This is a genomic window from Spirillospora sp. CA-142024 (assembly GCF_050942325.1).
In the GTDB taxonomy this organism is placed as follows: Bacteria; Actinomycetota; Actinomycetes; order Streptosporangiales; family Streptosporangiaceae; genus Spirillospora.
In genome coordinates this window covers 4,682,381-4,700,896 of the sequence record NZ_CP192077.1, presented here as the reverse complement: position 1 = coordinate 4,700,896, position 18,516 = coordinate 4,682,381, and the positions used below count along the sequence as shown (strand labels likewise).

25 protein-coding genes and 1 pseudogene are annotated in these 18,516 nt (G+C 74.9%); 13 read left to right on the top strand and 13 right to left on the bottom strand.

What is annotated here, in order from left to right; all coding sequences use genetic code 11:
- Positions 1-15: 15 nt before the first annotated feature.
- Positions 16-903 (top strand): methyltransferase domain-containing protein, encoded by an 888-nt coding sequence (locus tag ACQPZP_RS22655; RefSeq protein ID WP_433471736.1) that lies wholly within the window; start codon positions 16-18, stop codon positions 901-903.
- On the opposite strand, the gene ACQPZP_RS22650 is transcribed toward ACQPZP_RS22655, so the two are convergent.
- From ACQPZP_RS22650 to ACQPZP_RS22610, 9 genes are all read right to left on the bottom strand, one after another.
- A complete protein-coding gene (locus tag ACQPZP_RS22650) occupies positions 857-1,312 on the bottom strand; it encodes a gas vesicle protein K (protein WP_433471735.1) in 456 nt (151 codons plus the stop codon). The two genes, ACQPZP_RS22655 and ACQPZP_RS22650, sit on opposite strands and share 47 nt — an antisense overlap.
- Complete coding sequence (locus ACQPZP_RS22645; RefSeq protein WP_433471734.1) at positions 1,309-1,515, bottom strand: gas vesicle protein; 207 nt, start codon at positions 1,513-1,515, stop codon at positions 1,309-1,311. The genes ACQPZP_RS22650 and ACQPZP_RS22645 overlap by 4 nt, the downstream gene beginning before the upstream one ends.
- Entirely contained in the window at positions 1,512-2,408 is an 897-nt protein-coding gene (locus ACQPZP_RS22640; RefSeq protein ID WP_433471733.1) for a GvpL/GvpF family gas vesicle protein, read from the bottom strand. The genes ACQPZP_RS22645 and ACQPZP_RS22640 overlap by 4 nt, the downstream gene beginning before the upstream one ends.
- Entirely contained in the window at positions 2,405-2,827 is a 423-nt protein-coding gene (locus ACQPZP_RS22635; RefSeq protein WP_433471732.1) for a gas vesicle protein, read from the bottom strand. The genes ACQPZP_RS22640 and ACQPZP_RS22635 overlap by 4 nt, the downstream gene beginning before the upstream one ends.
- Positions 2,828-2,832: 5 nt before the next feature.
- Entirely contained in the window at positions 2,833-3,093 is a 261-nt protein-coding gene (gvpO, locus tag ACQPZP_RS22630) for a gas vesicle protein GvpO (RefSeq protein ID WP_433469865.1), read from the bottom strand.
- A 13-nt stretch (positions 3,094-3,106) separates the two neighbouring features.
- Positions 3,107-3,358 (bottom strand): gas vesicle protein GvpG, encoded by a 252-nt coding sequence (locus ACQPZP_RS22625; RefSeq protein ID WP_433471731.1) that lies wholly within the window; start codon positions 3,356-3,358, stop codon positions 3,107-3,109.
- Between the two features lies 1 nt (position 3,359).
- Positions 3,360-4,136, bottom strand: a complete 777-nt coding sequence (locus tag ACQPZP_RS22620; RefSeq protein ID WP_433471730.1) for a GvpL/GvpF family gas vesicle protein — start codon at positions 4,134-4,136, stop codon at positions 3,360-3,362.
- Positions 4,133-4,567, bottom strand: coding sequence for a gas vesicle protein GvpJ (gene gvpJ, locus ACQPZP_RS22615; RefSeq protein WP_433469862.1), 435 nt, complete (start codon positions 4,565-4,567; stop codon positions 4,133-4,135). The genes ACQPZP_RS22620 and gvpJ overlap by 4 nt, the downstream gene beginning before the upstream one ends.
- Before the next feature lie 189 nt (positions 4,568-4,756).
- A complete protein-coding gene (locus tag ACQPZP_RS22610; RefSeq protein WP_433471729.1) occupies positions 4,757-5,098 on the bottom strand; it encodes a hypothetical protein in 342 nt (113 codons plus the stop codon).
- 176 nt (positions 5,099-5,274) lie between these two features.
- Here ACQPZP_RS22610 and ACQPZP_RS22605 point away from each other — a divergent pair, with 176 nt between their 5' ends.
- The 8 genes from ACQPZP_RS22605 (at position 5,275) to ACQPZP_RS22570 (ending at position 11,141) form a co-directional block, all read left to right on the top strand.
- Positions 5,275-5,925, top strand: a complete 651-nt coding sequence (locus ACQPZP_RS22605; protein WP_433471728.1) for a hypothetical protein — start codon at positions 5,275-5,277, stop codon at positions 5,923-5,925.
- Complete coding sequence (locus tag ACQPZP_RS22600) at positions 5,922-6,188, top strand: monovalent cation/H+ antiporter complex subunit F (RefSeq protein WP_433471727.1); 267 nt, start codon at positions 5,922-5,924, stop codon at positions 6,186-6,188. Before ACQPZP_RS22605 ends, ACQPZP_RS22600 begins: the two co-directional genes overlap by 4 nt.
- 28 nt (positions 6,189-6,216) lie before the next feature.
- Complete coding sequence (locus ACQPZP_RS22595) at positions 6,217-6,510, top strand: monovalent cation/H(+) antiporter subunit G (protein ID WP_433471726.1); 294 nt, start codon at positions 6,217-6,219, stop codon at positions 6,508-6,510.
- Between the two features lie 7 nt (positions 6,511-6,517).
- Positions 6,518-6,904 carry a Na(+)/H(+) antiporter subunit B gene (locus ACQPZP_RS22590; protein WP_433471725.1) on the top strand — a complete coding sequence of 129 codons (387 nt, stop codon included), beginning with the start codon at positions 6,518-6,520 and terminating at the stop codon, positions 6,902-6,904.
- Complete coding sequence (locus ACQPZP_RS22585; RefSeq protein WP_433471724.1) at positions 6,901-7,653, top strand: MnhB domain-containing protein; 753 nt, start codon at positions 6,901-6,903, stop codon at positions 7,651-7,653. Before ACQPZP_RS22590 ends, ACQPZP_RS22585 begins: the two co-directional genes overlap by 4 nt.
- Positions 7,650-8,003, top strand: a complete 354-nt coding sequence (locus tag ACQPZP_RS22580) for a sodium:proton antiporter (RefSeq protein WP_433471723.1) — start codon at positions 7,650-7,652, stop codon at positions 8,001-8,003. Before ACQPZP_RS22585 ends, ACQPZP_RS22580 begins: the two co-directional genes overlap by 4 nt.
- Positions 8,000-9,805, top strand: coding sequence for a complex I subunit 5 family protein (locus ACQPZP_RS22575; RefSeq protein ID WP_433471722.1), 1,806 nt, complete (start codon positions 8,000-8,002; stop codon positions 9,803-9,805). The genes ACQPZP_RS22580 and ACQPZP_RS22575 overlap by 4 nt, the downstream gene beginning before the upstream one ends.
- 850 nt (positions 9,806-10,655) lie before the next feature.
- Positions 10,656-11,141, top strand: a complete 486-nt coding sequence (locus ACQPZP_RS22570; RefSeq protein ID WP_433471721.1) for a hypothetical protein — start codon at positions 10,656-10,658, stop codon at positions 11,139-11,141.
- A gap of 21 nt (positions 11,142-11,162) precedes the next feature.
- Here ACQPZP_RS22570 and ACQPZP_RS22565 read toward each other — a convergent pair whose 3' ends face one another.
- Both ACQPZP_RS22565 and ACQPZP_RS22560 read right to left on the bottom strand, forming a co-directional pair.
- Positions 11,163-11,795, bottom strand: coding sequence for a hemerythrin domain-containing protein (locus tag ACQPZP_RS22565; RefSeq protein WP_433471720.1), 633 nt, complete (start codon positions 11,793-11,795; stop codon positions 11,163-11,165).
- A 61-nt stretch (positions 11,796-11,856) separates the two neighbouring features.
- A complete protein-coding gene (locus ACQPZP_RS22560) occupies positions 11,857-12,657 on the bottom strand; it encodes a TetR/AcrR family transcriptional regulator (RefSeq protein ID WP_433471719.1) in 801 nt (266 codons plus the stop codon).
- An 82-nt stretch (positions 12,658-12,739) separates the two neighbouring features.
- Here ACQPZP_RS22560 and ACQPZP_RS22555 point away from each other — a divergent pair, with 82 nt between their 5' ends.
- Positions 12,740-15,034 carry an ATP-binding cassette domain-containing protein gene (locus ACQPZP_RS22555; protein ID WP_433471718.1) on the top strand — a complete coding sequence of 765 codons (2,295 nt, stop codon included), beginning with the start codon at positions 12,740-12,742 and terminating at the stop codon, positions 15,032-15,034.
- Between the two features lie 76 nt (positions 15,035-15,110).
- Here the strand turns inward: ACQPZP_RS22555 and ACQPZP_RS22550 are convergent, their stop codons facing one another.
- On the bottom strand, positions 15,111-15,536 hold the full coding sequence (locus ACQPZP_RS22550) for a VOC family protein (RefSeq protein ID WP_433471717.1): 426 nt from the start codon (positions 15,534-15,536) through the stop codon (positions 15,111-15,113).
- 104 nt (positions 15,537-15,640) lie between these two features.
- On the opposite strand from ACQPZP_RS22550, the gene ACQPZP_RS22545 reads away from it, so the two are divergent.
- Positions 15,641-16,624 carry a helix-turn-helix transcriptional regulator gene (locus tag ACQPZP_RS22545; RefSeq protein ID WP_433471716.1) on the top strand — a complete coding sequence of 328 codons (984 nt, stop codon included), beginning with the start codon at positions 15,641-15,643 and terminating at the stop codon, positions 16,622-16,624.
- Here the strand turns inward: ACQPZP_RS22545 and ACQPZP_RS22540 are convergent.
- The gene (locus ACQPZP_RS22540) at positions 16,621-17,121 is read right to left on the bottom strand and encodes a MarR family winged helix-turn-helix transcriptional regulator (RefSeq protein WP_433471715.1); all 501 of its coding nucleotides are present in this window, start codon (positions 17,119-17,121) and stop codon (positions 16,621-16,623) included. The two genes, ACQPZP_RS22545 and ACQPZP_RS22540, sit on opposite strands and share 4 nt — an antisense overlap.
- Before the next feature lie 141 nt (positions 17,122-17,262).
- Between ACQPZP_RS22540 and ACQPZP_RS22535 the strand changes: the two genes are divergently transcribed.
- A complete protein-coding gene (locus tag ACQPZP_RS22535) occupies positions 17,263-17,985 on the top strand; it encodes a MerR family transcriptional regulator (RefSeq protein ID WP_433471714.1) in 723 nt (240 codons plus the stop codon).
- Between the two features lie 107 nt (positions 17,986-18,092).
- Positions 18,093-18,512: pseudogene (locus ACQPZP_RS22530) on the top strand (hypothetical protein); the annotation flags it as partial.
- Positions 18,513-18,516: the final 4 nt, after the last annotated feature.

Here is an 18,516-nt window from a genome sequence, read left to right as displayed (position 1 = left end):
GGCCACGGTGAACCCATGGAAACCACGATCACGAGCGGGCCCGGCGGGTACGTCCACGGATACTCCGGGCGTGAGGCTCGGCGCCTCGGCGACCAGGCCGATGCCCTGGCCGCGCTGCTGCACGACGGCACCGCCTTCCCGGCGGGCGGCAGGGTGCTGGAGGTGGGCTGCGGTGTCGGCGCGCAGACGGTGCATCTGGTGTCGCGCTCCCCCGGCGCGGACCTGACCGCCGTGGACGTATCCCAGGCGTCCCTCGACCAGGCCCGCGCCCGTGTCGCGGCGGCGTGCCCGGGCGCGCGCGTGCGGTGGGTGCGGGCGGACCTGCGGGACCTGCCGTTCGGCGACGATGCGTTCGATCACCTGTTCGTGTGCTTCGTCCTGGAGCATCTGCCCGACCCGGGCGCCGCGCTGGCGGGTCTGCGGCGCGTGCTGCGGCCGGGCGGGACGCTGACGGTCATCGAGGGCGACCACGGGTCGGCGTTCTTCCACCCCGACAGCGCCCACGCCCGCGCGGCCATCGCCCATCAGGTCGCGTTGCAGGCCGCGGCCGGCGGGGACGCGCTGGTCGGGCGGCGGCTGGAGCCGCTGCTCACCGCCGCGGGATACGCGCGGGTCAGCGCCCGGCCGCGCACCGTCTACGCCGACCGGACACGTCCGGACCTGGCGCGGGCCTTCACCCTGGACACCTTCACCGCGATGATCGAGTCCGTCCGCGACGACGCCGTCGCCGCCGGGCTCGCCACGCCCGCCGACTTCGACCGCGGTATCGCCGACCTGCGGCGCACCGCCGGCCCGGACGGGACGTTCCACTACACCTTCTTCAAGGCGGACGCGGTGAACCCGCCGGGCGGGCCGGTCAGTCGCCGGGAAGGAGCGGGCCGAGGGGCCCCAGGTCGAGGTTGAGGTCGTGGTCGTCCAGCCCGAAGTGGTCCTTCAGGCGGGTCATCGCCTCGTCCAGGCGCATCAGGGCCAGCCCGAGGTCCTCGATCTGCCGGTCGGTCAGGTCGCCGCCCTCGGCGCGGCGCAGCGCCTGCCGCTCCATCAGCTGCCGGACCAGCTCGACCAGGGTCAGCACCAGCTTCACCAGGTCCCGCTCGACGGTCTCGGGGTCGGACCGCAGCCGCTGCATCGTCCGCGCCGACCGCTCCCGCAGGTCCTCCTCCCGGACGCGCGCCGCGCGGACCGGGCCGTGCGGGGAAGGGCCGCCGGCGAGGATGCCGCCGGTGAACGCGTCGCCCGCTTCGGGGTCGCGCACCGACGCCTCGCCCGTCACCGGCCCGCGACCGTCGCGGGCATGGTCTGGTGGGGTCATGGCCGGTCCTCCTCGGGCAGCAGCTCGTCGCGGACGGTCGTGATCAGCGCCCGCAGCGACACCTGCACCAGGTCCACGTCCGCGATCGAGATGACCAGGTCGCCGGTGATGACGACGCCGCCGGCCAGCAGCCGGTCCAGCAGGTCCACCAGCGCGACCCGCTCCATCGGGGCGCCGCCGCCGTGGTCCAGGACGGCCGTCACCTCTCCCCCGCCCCGGGCGTGGCCGCGCCGTGGCCGGCGGAGGTGTCGATGAAGGAGTACGGCGGCCACGGGCCCGTCACCTCCACCTGGAGGGCCGGCAGCCGTTCCCGCGCCGCCCGCGTCACCTCCAGGAAACCCTCCACCTGATCGTCGTCCAGCAGGTAGGCGACGTTGAGGACCTGCACGCCGGACCGGCCGGTCAGGCGCGGGTCCTGCGGCGGGTGATGCCGGGACGCCACGGCGTGGTCGGCGAGCTCTGTGTGGACGGCGTCGGCCTGCCCGGCCACCCGGCGTTCGGCGTCGGCGCGGCGCCGGCGCTCCTGCTGGCGGCGCCGCAGATACGCGGTGCCCACCCCGCCGGGAGTGGTGCCGGTGAGGGACTCGGCGCTGGGCTCGAGCCCCCCACCGGAATCCGGTACGTCCTCCCCCATGCCGCCGCCCGGAGTGCCGCCGGTGTCGCCGCGCAGCACCCCGGCGTCGGCGTAGATCTTCACGCCCCATTCCGAGCGGCCGGTGATGAGGTCGAGGACCTCGGTGAACCGCTCGCCCTGGGCCGCCAGCACCTCGGCGACCCGCTCGTCGTCGCGGTAGATCGTCGCGATCCGGACGGGCGCGGTCGGCGCGGCGTGCGCGGCCCGGTCCACCACCTCGTGGTGGGCGCGGGCGGTGGCCTCCAGCCACCCCAGGTCCTCCAGGTTGGCGCGCAGCGCCGCCTCGCCGTACTCCTCCAGCCGGACCGTGCTGACCAGCGCGGTCAGCCCGGCGGCCCGTACGCCGCGCACCGGCGCGCCCGCCACCCCGGCGGTGCCGCGCAGCGCGGCCGGGTCCAGGTCCTGCGCCACCCCGTACAGGTAGACGGCGGTGTCTGCGGCGACCCCGGTATCGGTCGTCATCTGGGCTCCTTCCCCCGTGCCCCGGCCTCGGCGGTGGCGCCGGAACCGGTGGCGTCGCCGGATTCGAGGGCGGCGAGGCGCTCGCGCAGCCGCCGGTTCTCCTCCAGCAGCTCGCGGTCACCGGTTTCCCGGTCTCCGGCTCCGCCGTCCACCTCGTCGCGGCGGGCCCTGGACGACAGCGACGGGTCGTGTTCCCACCAGTCGATGCCCATCTCCTTGGCCCGGTCCACCGACGCCACCAGCAGCCGCAGCTTGATCGTGAGCAGCTCGATGTCGAGCAGGTTGATCCGGACGTCCCCGACGATCACGATCCCCTTGTCGAGGATGCGTTCCAGCAGATCCGCCAGGTTGGCCGAGGGGCGTTCCCCGGCGGCGGACCTGGCCGGTGAACGGCCGCCGGTCCAGGAGATCTCACTCACCGTGCTCAGTCCCTCTCCACTCGTCCGCGGGGATAGCGGCGGGCGCGGCGGAAGGCCACCAGCTCCCCGTCCGCGTCCACCTCGGTGTCGTAGACCGCGAGGATGTCGGCGGAGTCGGGGATGCGGTGGGTCTCCACGACCTCCACCGCGACGCGCCAGGCGTCCTCGCCGGCGCGCTCCACCCCCACCACGCTCTCGGCGCTGCGGCCGGTGAGCGCGGTGACATGCTCGACCGCCCGCTCGGCGGCCTTGGACGCGGACAACATCGCGGCCTCCCCGTCATCCGCCGGGCCGGTAGCCGCGGGCGCGGCCCTCGTTGAGCCGGCGGATCAGGTCCTCCTCGCGGGCGGCGGCCTCGTCCTCGGTGATCTCGCCGGCGGCGGCCTCGTCGGCGATCTGCTGCATCTCCGCGGCGATCCGCCCCGGGTCGTACAGCTGCGCCTCGGCCTGCTCGACCAGGACCTCCGCCAGCCACCCCACGCCCCGCACGGGCGCCAGCGGCAGCGTCACCAGGCCGGTGAACAGCCCCATCTCACGCCTCCGGGACGAAGTCGTAGGGCGGAAGCGGCCCGATCAGCCGGATCCGGATCCGGTCGCCGTGCTCCTGCCCGAGGGTGCCGACGGCCTGCTCGAACGCGGCGCGGCGGTCGGCGCGCACCAGGAACGAGGCGTCCAGGACGTCCTCCTCCCGGGCGGGGGCCTTGCGCGCGAACGCCTCCGCCGCCGGCGCGGCCCCGTCCAGCAGGACCTGCCCGTCGGCCTCCCGGAGCCGCTCCATCGCCTGCGCGATGAGCTCGCCGAGCCGGACCCGGTCGTAGTAGACCGCGTCGGCGACGTCGGCGGGCACCTCGCGCAGCCGCCGCGACAGCTCGGCGACCTCCGGCTCGGCCTGCATGATCTCCTGCAGCACTCTGTCCTGGACGTAGGTGGCCTTCAGCCGCAGCTCGACGCGGTCCTGCAGCTGGTCCAGGACCTGCCCGAAGCGTTCGGAGTTGCCGGCCAGCAGTTCCTTCTCCACCGCCGCGCGGTCCGACAGCGCCGCCCCGAACCGGAACGGCAGCACGACGGTGCCGGCGTTCACCAGCGCGTTCAGCACCCGCTGGTGCGCCACCAGGTCGTCCCGCTCGCCGAGCGCGCGGCCGGACGGCAGGTCGCTGACGACCGCGGCGCACACACCGCCGTCCTCGACCAGCGACACCGGCCGGTCGTCCAGGCCGCTGACGCCGGGGGGCAGCGCCGCTCCCTGGCGGGTCACTCCGTACACATACTGCGGGACCCGGTCGCCGGGCCCCTGGCCGGGGGACGTCATTCTTCCTCGTCCTCCTTCTTGCGGGACGAGCGCCGCCGCGCGGGCTGCTTGTCATCCTCGGAGTCGTCCGAGCCGCCGAAGGTCTCCTTCAGCCGCTCCCCCGCGCCCTCCAGGGCGCCGCGGGTCTTCTTCTTGGCACCCGACTCCTGCATGCCCTCCACGAACTGCGGAAGGCCCTGGGACGTGCCGTCGTGGGCGATGTCGAGCCGGTTCACGGCCTCGGCGAACCGCAGGTAGGTGTCGACGCTGGCGACCACGATCCGCACGTCCACGGTGAGGATCTCGATCCCGACCAGCGAGACCCGCGCGTACAGGTCGATGACCAGACCCTTCTCCAGGATCAGGTCGACGACGTCGGCGAGGCTGCTGCTGGATCCGCCGCGTTGGACGTAGTTGCTGCCCGAAGTCTGCTGGGCGATCGGCCCAGTCATGTCATCTCCTCATTTGGGGGTCTTGTGACGAAATTTCACGACCCCGGGTCTACCCGTCCTGGTCTCCCTAAACGGGTGGCCTGTTTGCGGCCATCCGCAGGTAAAGCCCGGCGTACGGACGGCGTGCGGGCATGCGGAAACCCCGGAGACCGGGCGGTCCCCGGGGGATCTGCCGTCAGGCGGGACCGGTCAGCGCCTGCGGGCCGTGATCCGCCCGACGACGACACCGGCCACGGCCGCCGCGGCGATGGGAACGGCCCGCAGGAACCGCCCGAGGGTCAGCAGCCGGGCCAGCCCGGCCGCCCGCCGGGGCAGCGCCGAGATCCGCCCGCCCACCCGCGCGGCGCCCTTGGCGGCGCCCCGCGCGGTCGTCTGCGCGGCGTCCTTCGCTCCCATGACCGTGCCCTTGGCGGTGCCGCCGGCCCTTCCCGCCGCCTCGGCGACCGCATTGCCGGTCGCCTTGCTCGTCCTGGTCGCGTTCTTGCTCACCGGGTCGGAGCCGTTCCCGGGGACCGAGGGGGTATCCATCATCCGTCCTTCCATCCGAAGCGGTCGCCGGCCCCGCCCTGACCCGCCCCCGATCAGGTCCGCCGCGCCGGCCCGTAACGCGCTCTACCCCGCCGGAAAGCCGCAAACATGCCGCGCCGCAGGGGCTCCCGGGCCGCGCGGCGACGGTTGAACCCGTCCGTCCGGGTATGCCGAGGCCCATGCCACCCGACGAGCCACCCGACGAGCCACCCGACGAGTCGGCCCCCGCTCCGGACGCGGGCCCCGGTCGGCTGATGCGCCCCGGGCCCGCGCGGCGCGCCGCCGAGCCGCTCGCCTGGTGGGCCGCGCTGCTCGCGGTGTACCTGGCGCTGGTGTCCACCATCTCCGTCACCGAGATCACCGTCGGCGCGCTGGCCGCGGCCGCCGGAGCCGCCGCCGCGTCCGCCGGGCGCCGCGCCCTGTTCACCACCGGGACCTCCCGCGACCCCGAGAGCGGACCGGCGCCCGCCGCCGACCGCGACAAGGCCCCGCGGCCCGTCCCGCCCGCCCGGCTCATCACGCCGCTGGCGTGGCTGCCCGCCCAGGTCGCCGCCGACACCGCACGCATCGCCGTGCGGGGCGCGTCCGGCGGGGACTGGACGCCGCTGGCCGTCGCGCCGGGCCCCGCCAACCGCGGTACCGCGACCCTGCTGGTGTCGGTCTCCCCCGGCACCTACGTCGGCGGCGTCGACCCCGAACGCGGGCTGCTGCGCGTCCACCGCCTCACCCCGCGGCCGTCGCCGTTCGAACGGCGCCTGCGCCGCTCCGGGCTGGTCAAGGCCCCCGACGGCGACGGTGACGATGACGGTGGCGGCGGGGAGGCCTCGTGAAGACCGACGTGCTGAACACCGCCGTGCCCGCCCTGGCGGTGATGATCGGCGGGCTTTTGCCGACGCTGCTGGCCACGCTGCGCGGCCGCCCCGCCGGGCGCCTCGCCGGGCTGATCGTCACCGGGCCGCTGGTCACCCTCGCGCTGGTCCTGCTGGCCGCCGCCTACGGCCGGCCCGCCTACCTCGACGTCGCCCTGGTGCTGGCGCTGCTGTCGTTCGCCGGGTCCCTGGTGTTCGCCCGGTTCCTCAGCCGCACCCTGTGACCCCGCGCCCCCGTGAAAGGAGCCGCCGATGAGCCTGGACCTGCTCGCCGACGTGCTGACCTGGGCCGGCGCCGCCGTCGCCGTCACCACCGGGCTGCGGCTGCCCTTCACCCGCGGCGCCGCCGCCCGGCTGCACACCGTCGCGCCCGTCACCGTCCTGGCCGCGCCGCTGCTGATCGCCGGACTGGCGCTGCGGCCCTGGTCGTCCTGGCACGACGTCGCCAAGCTCGCCGTCATCGCCGTGCTGCTCGCCGCCACCGGCCCCGCCACCGTGGTCACCGCCGGGCAGGCCGTCCGGCGCGCCGCCCGGAGATCGGAGTGAACCCGCCGTGACCATATGCCTGGGCGCCGGCTCCCCCGACGCGCTGTCGGGGCCGCTCGCCGAGGCCCTCATCGCCGCCGCGCTCGTCCTGTCCGCGCTCATGGCCACCGCGGTCGTGCTCACCCGCGACACCGTCCGGCAGGCGATCGTGCTGTCGGGGTACGGGATGGTCCTCGGCCTGCTGTTCGTCATCCTGCAGGCCCCCGACGTCGCCATGTCCCAGATCGGCGTCGGGACCGTCCTGGTGCCGCTCATCGTCGTCCTGGCCCTGCACGCCACCCGCCGCTACCGCGACACCGGAGGCGACGGCGGGCGGACGGGCGGGCACGCAGGCGGGCACGCAGGCGGGCACGCAGGCGAGCAGGGCGGGGACGGGCGGGAGGCGCGCCGGTGAGGTCCCCCGCCCGCACCCTGGTGTTCGCCGCCGGCGCCGCCGGAACGGCCGCACTGTTCACCGCCGGGACGCTCGGGCTGCCCGCGTTCGGCGGCGCCCTGCACCCCTACGCCGACCGCGCCGTCCACCAGTCGGTGCTGCGCGGCACCCCCAACGCCGTCTCCTCGGTGAACTTCGACCAGCGCGCGTTCGACACCGTCGGCGAGGAGCTCATCCTGCTGTCGGCCGCGGTCGCCACCGTCGCGCTGCTGCGCGTCGTGCGCCGCGAGGCCGAGGACGACGGCGCCGCCCACCGGCACGGGCCCGCCGAGGTGTCCGACGCGCTGCGCATCGTCGGATACCTGCTGCTGCCCCTCACCCTGCTCGCCGGCGTCTACATCGTCGCGCACGGGCAGCAGTCCCCCGGCGGCGGATTCCAGGGCGGCGTCGTCCTCGGCACCGCCATCCACCTGCTCTACCTCGCCGGCGACTACCCCGCCCTGCGGCGGCTGCGGCCCATCCCGGTGTTCGAGTCGGCCGAGGCGACCGCCGCCGCCGCGTTCGTCCTGGTAGTCCTGGCCGCCGCCGGGACCGCCGCCACCGGCCGCGTCCCCGCCCTCAACGCCGCCGTCGGGACCGAGGTCGGCTGCGCCCTCGTCCTGCTGCTCGGCAAGTTCTTCGAACAGGCCCTCCTGGTCCGCGAACGCCCCGCGGGCGGACACTCCGCCGGCGGACACCGCCGGGCCGGTGGTCCCAGGGAGCCCTCGTGAGCCTCTTCCCCTACCTCACCGCCGGCTGGATCATGCTCGCCGGCGTCTACGGGATCGTCACCAGCCGCGACCTCGTGCACGCCGTGGTGTGCCTGTCGGTCACCCAGTCCGGCACCTACGTGCTGCTGCTGGCCATCGGATACCGGTCCGGCGCCACCGCCCCGGTGTTCTCCGACCGGCCCCCGCCGCCCGCCGGCGGGCCCGTCACCGACCCCGTCGTGCAGGCCATGACCCTCACCGACATCGTCGTCGGCGCCACCGTCACCGCCCTGCTGCTCGCCCTGGCCGTCCAGGTCGCCAAACGGCGCGGCACCCTGGACCCCGACGAGCTGCGCTCCCTCGAATCGTGATCCTGCAGACCACCATCGCGCTGCCCGTGCTGGCCGCCGCGCTGCTCGCCGCCACCGGGCGGTGGCTGCCGCGGCTCGCCGTCGACGTCACCGCCCTGGCCGTCGCCGCCGCCGTCACCGCGCTGACCGCCCTCACCCTCGCCCGCGCCCCCGGCCGCCCGCAGGTCATCTGGCTCGGCGGCTGGGGCCCCGGCACCGGCGTCGGGATCCCGTTGGCCGCCGACCCCCTCGCCGCCGGCCTGGCCTGCGTCACCGCCGTGCTCACCCTGGCCGCGCTGGCGTTCTCCTGGCGGTACTTCACCGAGATCCAGGCGATCTTCCACGCGCTGATGCTGCTGTTCCTGGCGTCGATGTGCGCGTTCGTGTACACCGGCGACCTGTTCGACGCGTTCGTGTTCTTCGAGCTGATGAGCGTCGTCGCGTTCGCGCTCACCGGCTACCGCTCCGAGGAGCCCTCCACCGTCCACGGCGCCCTCAACTTCGGCATCGTCCAGTCCATCGGCGCCTACCTGACCCTCGCCGGCATCGCACTGGTCTACGGGCGCACCGGGCAGCTCGGGCTTGCCGCCATCGGACGCGCGCTCACCGGAACCGCCGCCCACGGGCGCGCCGGTGCGCTCGTCACCGCCGCGTTCGTGCTCATCTGCACCGGCTACCTGGTCAAGGCCGCCGCCGTCCCCTTCCACTTCTGGCTCGCCGACGCCCACGCCGTCGCCCCCACCCCCGTCTGCGTCCTGTTCTCCGGGATCATGGTCGAGCTCGGGGTGTACGGGGTCGCGCGGACCTACTGGGCCGTGTTCGCCGGGCTGGTCCCGCTGCGTGCCATCGCCGTCCTCGGCGCCGGCGCCGCGCTGCTAGGCGCCGTCATGTGCGTCCTGCAGCACCACATCAAACGGCTGCTGGCCTACTCCACCATCAGCCACGTCGGGCTGCTGCTGGCCGGCGTCGCCGCCGGCACCCCCGGCGCGCTGTCGGGCACCGCGTACTACCTGGCCGGGCACGCCGGGGTGAAGAGCGCGCTGTTCCTGGCCGCCGGGGCGCTGCTCAACCGGCACGAGACCGTCGACGCCCGCGAGCTGCGCGGCCGCGGCCGCGGCATGCCGGTCACCGGCGCCACGTTCCTGGTCGGCGCGCTATGCCTGGCCGGGCTGCCGCCGTCCGGGCTGTTCGCCGGGCACTCGGTCACCGAGCACGACGTCGCCGAGCTCGGCTGGTGGTGGTACACGCCGCTGTCGGTCGCCGCGTCCGCGCTCACCGCCGGCGCCGTCCTGCGGGTCTGGCTCGTGGTGTGGCGGGGCGCCCCCGCCGACGAGGAGCCCCGGCCCGGCGGCGGGCACGAGGACCCCGAGACCCCCGGCGGCCTGCGCTCCATCCCCTGGACAATGGTCGCCCCCGGCGTCGTGCTGCTGGCCGCCGGGCTGCTGGTCGGGCTGCTGCCCGGCGGCCCGGTCGCCGCCGCCGGCGAGGCGTTCGCGAGCCGCGACGCCTACGCCGGGCTCGTCCTGGACGGCCACGCCGCCCACCCGCACCCGCCGCCCGCCGACCCCTGGACCGGGCCCGGCCTCGCCGGATTCGCCGTCACCGTCCTGCTCGCCCTGGCCATCGCCGCCGGCGGCCTCGACCGTCCCGCCACCGCCCGGGCCCGCGCGGCGATCCCGCCGGCCGTGCGCCGCGCGCTCGGGCACGCCGCCGGCGCCGCCTCCCGGCGCCTGCACGACCTGCACTCGGGTCACATCGGGGACTACGCCGCGTGGCTCACCGCGGGCGTCGCCGTCCTGGCCCTGCTCACCGCCCGTTTCTGACTCGCCCCGCCCCGTGCCGGAGGCTGCGGGCCGCCGGTGCGGAGTTGATCCCGGACGGGGAGGCGGGCCACGCTGTGGGGTCCGCCCCGCCGCACTCCTGCCGGGCCTCGCCGAGGGGAGGGGCACCGTTGACCCGCCATCGTCTGACGTGCCATCGTCCCCGCACCTGCGCGGCGCTCATCGCCGCCGCGGCCGGCGTGCTCGCCGCGGTCATCGCCGTCGCCGCCGGGACCTCCGCGACCCGGCCCGGGCCGGCGGGCGCCGCGCCGCCCGCCCGCGTCCTGTCCCGCTACGAGACGGCCGCGCCCGGCAACGCCATCGACCGCGACTGCGGCTACAGCGCCCCGCTGCCCGGCCGCCCCGGCCGCAGTATCTGGCTGTTCTGCGACACCGCCTGGAAAGGCGCCCGGCCCGGGCTGTGGCTCGGCTCCACCGCCGCGACCGGCCCCGCCGTCCGCGGCCGCGTCCCGGACGCCCTCACCGAACTGCCCACCCCCGCCGGCGCCGCCCTCACCCTGCCAGGTCCCGGGTCAGCAGGCCCGCAGGCAGCGGCGGCGCGGCACCCGCAAGGGCTGCTCGGCGCGCCGCCCGGCATCCTGCTGCCCGGCGGCGCCCCCTGCCACATCCCGGGAGCCGCCTACAGCGCCTCCTGGGTCTCCGGCGCGGCCCGCCCGCCCGGCGCCGGCACGCTCCTGATCACCTACACCGACGTGTGCGTCCAGCACACCTCCATCGGCACGCGGGGATTCGGCGTCGTGGAGTACCGGCCCGCAGGCAACGCCCTCACCGGCCGCGCGAAGGTGTTCGCCGCCCCCGCCGGCTGCCGTTCCAGCAGAACCTCGGCTCCCTGGTGTTCACCGGCGGATACCTGTACCTGTTCGCGTCCGTCTGCGACACCCCCGGTCTCGGCGCCTGCGCCGCCGGGCGCGTCGCCCTCGCCCGCGTCCGCGCCGGCCCCGCCGCCTGGCGCGACCCGGCCGCCTACGAGTACCGGGCGCCCGCCGGATGGACCCGCGACGCCTTCCAGGCCGGCACCGTCGTCCCCGCCGCCGCCCCCTACGCCGTCCACGTCGCCGACTACACCGCCCTCGGCCAGGGGCTCGTCATGGTCGAGCAGCGCGGCCTGGACGGCCGGTACCGCCTGTGGCGCGCCCCCGCCCCCGAAGGGCCCTGGCGCCCGGCCGGGGACGGCGCCGTCCCCTGCTCGGGCGGATCAGGGCTCGACCAGTGCCGCGCCCTCATCGGCCACCCCGAACTCAGCACCCGCCGCGCGCTGCTGCTGTCGTACTACGACCCCGCCGGCCACCACATCACCGTCCGCGCCGTCCCCTGGTGACCCGCCCGGTCACTCGCCCGGTCAGATGCTCCACAGACGGCGCTTGCGGTAGCGGGGCTCCCACAGCACCCGGTTCAGCTCCCGCAACGGCTTGGGCAGCGAAGTCAGGAACCGGCTCCGCTCCACCGGAGCGATCCCGTCCACCACCCACGGGACGAACAGCGGCGTGCCCTCGTCGCAGCCGCGGCGCGCCTCGTCGGCCAGCGCCCGCCACTCCCCCGCCTCCAGCGCCGACTCCGCCAGCGGCAGCGCGCTCGTCTCCTCGTGCCGCAGGTGCCTCTCCAGTGCCTCCCGCAGGTCCGCCACCGCGGCGGGCAGGTCGCCGCCGCCGCCCGCCATCACCGCGTCGACCCGGGCGATCAGCGGGCCGATCCGGGCGTGTTCGGCGCGCATCTCCTCCAGCACCGCCCGCTCGGCCCGGCGTCCCGCCACCGCGTGCTCCACCCGCGGCCACAGCCACCGGTCCTCCAGGTCATGGTGCAGCCGGATCTGGTCCTTGAGGTTCTCCCAGCCCGCGCGCACGTGCGAGGCCCGGCCCTTGCCCGCGGCGGCGGCCGCCGCGAGCCGGTCCAGATCCCGGCGGAACGCGTCATGGGCGGCGTACAGGAGGGTGTGGCAGGTCGTGTCGCGCGGCCGGACCGCGAAGGTGTCCATACCTATATGAGGCCCCCTGCGGGCCCGGATGTGACGTCCCCGCACCCCCGAGAGACGCACCTCACATCCCCGCCCCGCCGCGGGCGTCGGCGACGGCGGCGTCGATGCCGTCCAGGACCAGGGCGAGACCGCCCTCGAACGCTCCGCGGGCCGCCTGCTCCAGGTACGGGACGTCCTCGGCGACGGCGGGGGCGCCCTCGGCGTCCAGCCACGCCACCAGCGGGAACCGCTCGGCGAACCCCGGCGCGAGCTCCTCCAGCGCCTCGGCGCGGCCGTGCCACCACCGCTCCTCCGACAGGCCCGTCGCCCGCACCGCCTGCCGGGACTCGGCGAGGGTCTGCGCCGCGCCCCGCACGACGCTCGACAGCGCCGACACCGCGCGGCGCACCTGCGGCGCCGTCAGCCCGGTCGCGGCCAGCACGCCCAGCAGCGCCTCCAGCACCCGGTACTCGTTCGGGCCGAGCACCGGGCGGGCCTGCGAGACCTGCAGCATCCACGGATGGCGCAGGTAGAACTCCCAGGAGTCCTCCGCCCATCGGGTCAGCGCGGCCCGCCATCCTGCCGCGACGTCGTAGCCGCCGGGCAGCTCGGCCAGCGCCCGGTCGTACATGAGGTCGACCAGCTCGGCCTTGCCCGGGACATAGGTGTACAGGGCCATCGCGGTGCGCCCGAGCCGCTCGCCGACCGCGCGCATCGACAGCGCCGCCATTCCGTCGGCGTCGGCGACGGCGATCGCGGTGTCGACGATCACCTGAACGCTCAGTCCCGGCCGCGGACCCGGGCCCGTCCGGGACGGCCCCGGGGCGCGCCACAGCAGGTCCATCGATCGGCGTGCGTCGCCCTGCCCGGCGAAGACGACCAACGTGCATCTCCTTATGCCATAAACTATTTCGGAAGAGGATCTCTTTACGCCCTAAGATATCAAGCGAGTGAGGAAGCCCCCCATGCCCCTCCAGCCGACGAGCCCGCCGGGCGGCGGCCGCGCCGCCGCCGACGCCCACGACGTGATCGAGGTCCGCGGCGCGCGCGAGAACAACCTCGCCGACATCAGCCTGGACGTCCCCAAACGCCGCCTGACCGTGTTCACCGGGGTGTCGGGCTCGGGCAAGTCGTCCCTGGTGTTCGGCACCATCGCCGCCGAGTCGCGGCGGCTGATCAACGAGACCTACACCGCGTTCGTGCAGGGGTTCATGCCGTCGGTCGGGCGCCCGGACGTCGACGCGCTGCGCAACCTCAGCGCCGCGATCGTCGTCGACCAGGAGCGGATGGGCGCCAACTCCCGCTCCACGGTCGGCACCGCCACCGACGCCCACGCCATGCTGCGGATCGTGTTCAGCCGGCTCGGCGAGCCGCACGCCGGCACCTCCTCGGCGTTCAGCTTCAACAACGCCGAGGGCATGTGCCCGCGCTGCGAGGGCCTCGGCCGCGCCTCCCGGATCGACCTGGACGAGCTCGTCGACCGCGACCTTTCACTGGACGAGGGCGCCATCACCGTCCCCAACTTCGGCGTCGGGTCCTGGTACTGGAAGGTCATCGCCGAATCGGGTCTGGTCGACCCCGCCGTCAAGCTGCGCGACTACACCGAGCGGCAGTGGGACGACCTCCTGAACAAACCCGCCACCAAGGTCAAGAGCAGCGGGATCAACACCACCTACGAGGGGCTGCTGGTCAAGGTCAAGCGGCTCTACCTGGACCGGGACACCGAGTCGCTGCAGCCCCACATCCGCGCGTTCGTCGACCGCGCCGTCACCTTCAGCGCGTGCGAGGCGTGCGGCGGCGCCCGCCTCAACCCGGCCGCGCTCGCCAGCCGGATCGGCGGGCTCAACATCGCCGACTGCGCCGCCATGCAGATCAGCGACCTCGCCGGGTTCGTCCGCGGGATCGGCGAACCGTCCGTCGCACCGCTGCTGGCCACCCTGCAGGGCACCCTGGACTCCCTGGTGGAGATCGGCCTGGGCTACCTCAGCCTGGACCGCGAGTCCACCACCCTGTCGGGCGGCGAGGCCCAGCGCGTCAAGATGGTCCGGCACCTGGGGTCCAGCCTCACCGATGTCACCTACGTCTTCGACGAGCCCACCGCCGGGCTCCACCCGCACGACATCGCCCGCATGAACGACCTGCTGCTGCGGCTGCGCGACAAGGGCAACACCGTCCTGGTCGTCGAGCACAAGCCCGAGACCATCGCGATCGCCGACCACGTCGTCGACCTCGGCCCCGGCGCCGGCACCGGCGGCGGGCACCTGTGCTTCACCGGCGACCTCGCCGGGCTCCGCGCGTCCGACACCCTCACCGGCCGCCACCTGGACCACCGCGCCCGGCTGCGCGAGAAGGTCCGGCGGCCGTCCGGGCACCTGACGATCAAGGGCGCGGACCTGCACAACCTCAAGGACGTCGACGCCGAGATCCCCCTGTCCGTCCTCACCGTCGTCACCGGCGTCGCCGGATCCGGCAAGAGCTCCCTGATCCACGGGTCGCTGCCCGGACGCGACGGCGTCGTGGTCGTCGACCAGTCCCCCATCCGCGGCTCCCGCCGCAGCAACCCCGCCACCTACACCGGGCTGCTGGACGCGATCCGCACCGCGTTCGCCAAGGCCAACGGCGTCAAACCGGCCCTGTTCAGCGCCAACTCGCAAGGCGCCTGCCCGGTGTGCAAGGGCCTCGGGCTGGTCTACACCGACCTGGCGATGATGGCCGGCGTCGCCTCGGTCTGCGAGCAGTGCCAGGGACGCCGCTACACCGACGAGGTCCTCACCTACACCCTGCGCGGCAAGGACATCAGCCAGGTCCTGGCCATGCACGTCGACCAGGCCCGCGAGTTCTTCACCGGCGGGCAGCCCCGCACCGTCCTGGACCGGCTCGCCGACGTCGGCCTCGGCTACCTCGGGCTCGGCCAGCCGCTCACCACCCTGTCCGGCGGGGAGCGGCAGCGGCTCAAGCTCGCCGTCCGCATGGCCGAGAAGGCCGCCGTCTACATTCTGGACGAACCCGCCACCGGCCTGCACCTCGCCGACGTCGACCAGCTCCTCGCCCTGCTCGACCGGCTCGTCGACGACGGCAACACCGTCATCGTCATCGAGCACCACCAGGCCGTCATGGCCCACGCCGACTGGATCATCGACCTCGGGCCCGGCGCCGGCGCCGACGGCGGCCAGATCGTCTTCACCGGCACCCCCGCCGACCTGGTCGCCGGCGCCGACACCCTCACCGCCCGCCACCTGCGCGACTACGTCGGCGGCTGAGCCGCCGGACCGGTCAGCGCCATGGTCGGCGCAGTGGTCGGCACGGTGGGTCAGCGCGGTGGGTCAGCGCGGTGGGTCAGCGCGGGGCGGCCTTGGCCAGGACGTCCAGGTAGTGCGGGTTGGACATCACGCCGAGGACGTTGCCGAACGGGTCGATCACCGACGCGGTCACGAACCCCGTCCCCTCCCCGCGCTCGGTGATCTTCTCGTGCACCCGCGCGCCCATCGACAGCAGCCGCGCCACCGCCGCCTCCAGATCGTCGACGTGCCAGTACATGACCGCGCCGCCCGGGCCGGCGGCGTGGCCGGCGGGACGGAACCGGGCGTCGATCAGCCCCAGCTCGTGCTGGTAGTCCCCGGCCCGGAACTCGTAGTAGCCGGCGCGGCCGTCCGGGCCCGCGACGCTGAAGTACGGCTGGACGCCCAGCAGCTCGGCGTACCAGTCCCTGGCCGCCTCCAGGTCGTCCGCCCAGAAGCTGATGGTGGCGAATCCCCGCAGCATGTCGTGCCTCCGATCACCGGGGCCGGATCTTCCGGCCCGACACCGCAGACGCTAGACCCCCAATAGGTCACCGAACGTCCTACTAGGGCGGCAGGATGGAGAACATGCGTGATCCCTCCGGACGGCTGCTCCAGCTGCTGTCCCTGCTGCAGACTCCCCGCGACTGGTCCGGCACCGAACTGGCCGGGCGCCTCGGCGTGACCGCCCGCACCATCCGCCGCGACATCGACCGGCTGCGCGACCTCGGCTACCCCGTGCACGCCACCCACGGCAACACCGGCGGCTACCGGCTCACCGCCGGAACCGCGATGCCGCCGCTGCTGCTGGACGACGACGAGGCCACCGCCATCGCGATCGGCCTGCGGACCGCCGCCGCCGGGGCCGTCACCGGCATCGAGGACGCCTCGCTGCGCGCCCTGGCCAAACTCGAGCAGGTCCTCCCCCGCCGGCTGCGGCACCGCGTCGCCGCGCTCACCGAGGCCGCGGTGTCCCTCCCGCCGCAGGACGGCGCCCTGCCCGCCGCCGACCCCGCCGTCCTGGCCCTGCTCGCCGCCGCCTGCGTCACCCGCGAGACGGTCCGCTTCACCTACACCGACGCCGGCGGCCGGGAGACCCGGCGGCTGGCGCAGCCGCACCGCCTGGTCACCGCGGGCCGCCGCTGGTACCTGGTCGCCCACGACGAGGACCGCGCCGGCTGGCGCACCTTCCGCGCCGACCGGATCACGGGCCCGCAGCGCACCGGGACGCGCGGACCCGAACGCGCGCTGCCCGGCGGCGCCGACGCCGCCTCCTGGGCCATGGACGCCCTCGCCGGCGGATCCGGGACGATCAAGGCGCGGCTGCTGCTGCACGTCTCCGCCGAGGACGCCGCCGAGCACGTCACCGCCTGGCAGGGCGTCCTGGAACCCCTCGACGACCGCAGCTGCCTCCTGCACACCCGGTCGGACTCGATGCGCTTCCTCGCCTACCGCGTCACGCTGCTGCCCCTCGCCTACACCCTGCTCGACCCGCCCGAGCTCGCCGGCCACCTGGCCGCGATCGCCGGACGCGCCAGCCGCGCCGTCCGCTCCTTCACCGCCCCGCCCTAACCGAGGGAGGTGTCGCCGAGGGACTCCAGCAGGGTCCGCAGCGCGGCGGCCAGCCGCTCGCGCGCCTCCGGGTCCAGCGCCGCCAGCAGCCGCTCCTCGTTGGCGGCGTGCAGCCCGACCAGCTCGTCCACGATCTCCAGCCCGCGCGGCGTCAGCCGGATCCGCACCGACCGCCGGTCGCCGGCGTCGCGGACCCGCTCGACCAGGCCCTTGGCCTCCATCCGGTCGATCCGGTTGGTGATCGCGCCCGAGGTCACCATCGCCGCCTTCAGCAGCGCCCCCGCCGTCAGCTCGTAGGGGGCGCCGTGCCGGCGCAGCGTCGCCAGGACGTCGAACTCCCAGCTCTCCAGCCCCCGCGCGGCGAAGAAGTCCTTCAGCTCCCGGCCCAGCAGCAGCTGCGCCCGCGAGATCCGCCCCACCACGCCCATCGCCGACACGTCCAGATCGGGACGCTCCCGGCCCCACTGCGCCAGGATCGCGTCCACCGCGTCCGCCATGCCACCTCCCCAGGAAATCTCAATATTGAGATTATCAATCAAGGGAGACTCTTGCGGCGTGAACCGGCCTTCAAGTCGTCCATTGAAGTGGCGACGAACTCGCCGTCCATTCAGCCGGATGGTTGCCGGTAACCTTCAAACGTGAACGACAACGGGGAGCCGCGGTTGCGTCCGGTGGACCTGGCCCGGGCGGCCGGCATCTCGCCCCAGCAGGTCCGCAACCACGAGGCCGCGGGCGTCCTGCCGCGCACCGGCCGCACCCCCTCCGGCTACCGCGTCTACACCGACCGGCACCGCCGCGCCCTGCTCGCCTACCGGGCCCTCGCACGCGGCCACGGCATCGAGCTCGCGCAGCGCGTCATGCACGCCGTCCACGCCGGCGACGTTCCCGTGGCGCTCGCCCTCATCGACTCCGGGCACGCCGCCCTGCACCAGCAGCGCGTCTCCCTGCAGGCCACCAGCGACGCGCTGGAGGCGATCGTCGACCGGCAGACGCCGGCCGCGCCCGTCCCGCGTGAGGGACTGCGCATCGGCGAGGTCGCCGCCCGCCTCGGCGTCCGGACCTCCGCCCTGCGCGTCTGGGAGTCCGCCGGGCTCGTCCGCCCCGAACGCGAGCCGATCACCGGGTACCGCCGCTACGGGCCCGCCGACGTCCGCGACGCCCGGCTCGTCCACCTGCTGCGCCAGACCCGGCACCCGCTGCCGCAGGTCCGGGCCGTCCTGGACGAACTGCGCCGCACCGGCACCGGCGACGCCGTCCGCGCCGCGATCGCCCAGCGCCAGGCCGACCTGACCGGCCGCGCCACCGCGATGCTCGAAGGCTCCGGCCGCCTGCACGACTACATCACCGACCCGGCCCCATGACCACAACCGGCACCGGGCCTCGACAGACCGGCGGCCGCCTGCGATAAACGAACCTGACCGTCGTCAAGCGGGTAATGGTGTAATCATGGAAACGCTTTTCGAGCGCCGGCGGGCACGAGGGCCTCCGCAGGTTCATCAACCTGTTCTATTCAAGCCTCCTGGCCGACCCCCTGCTCCAGCCCCTCTTCGGCGAGGGCCGGCCGACCCACGTCGACCGCCTGACCGCCTTCACCGCCGAGACCTTCGGCGGCCCCGACACCTTCACCCGCGAGATGGGCGGCTTCTCCCACCTCATCGACGTCCACCGCCACCTGAAGATCACCGAGGAGCAGCGGCTCCGGTTCGTCGAGCTGTACATGGCGGCCGCCGACGCCGCCGGGCTCCCCGCCGACGCTCCCTTCCGGCAGGCGCTGCGCGAGCACGTGGAGTTCGGCACCGAGGTCGCCATGCGCAACTCCCACGCCCGGACCGACGACGAACTGCACCCGCTGCGCGAGGTCCCCCGCTGGGACTGGCCCACCCCCTGACGCC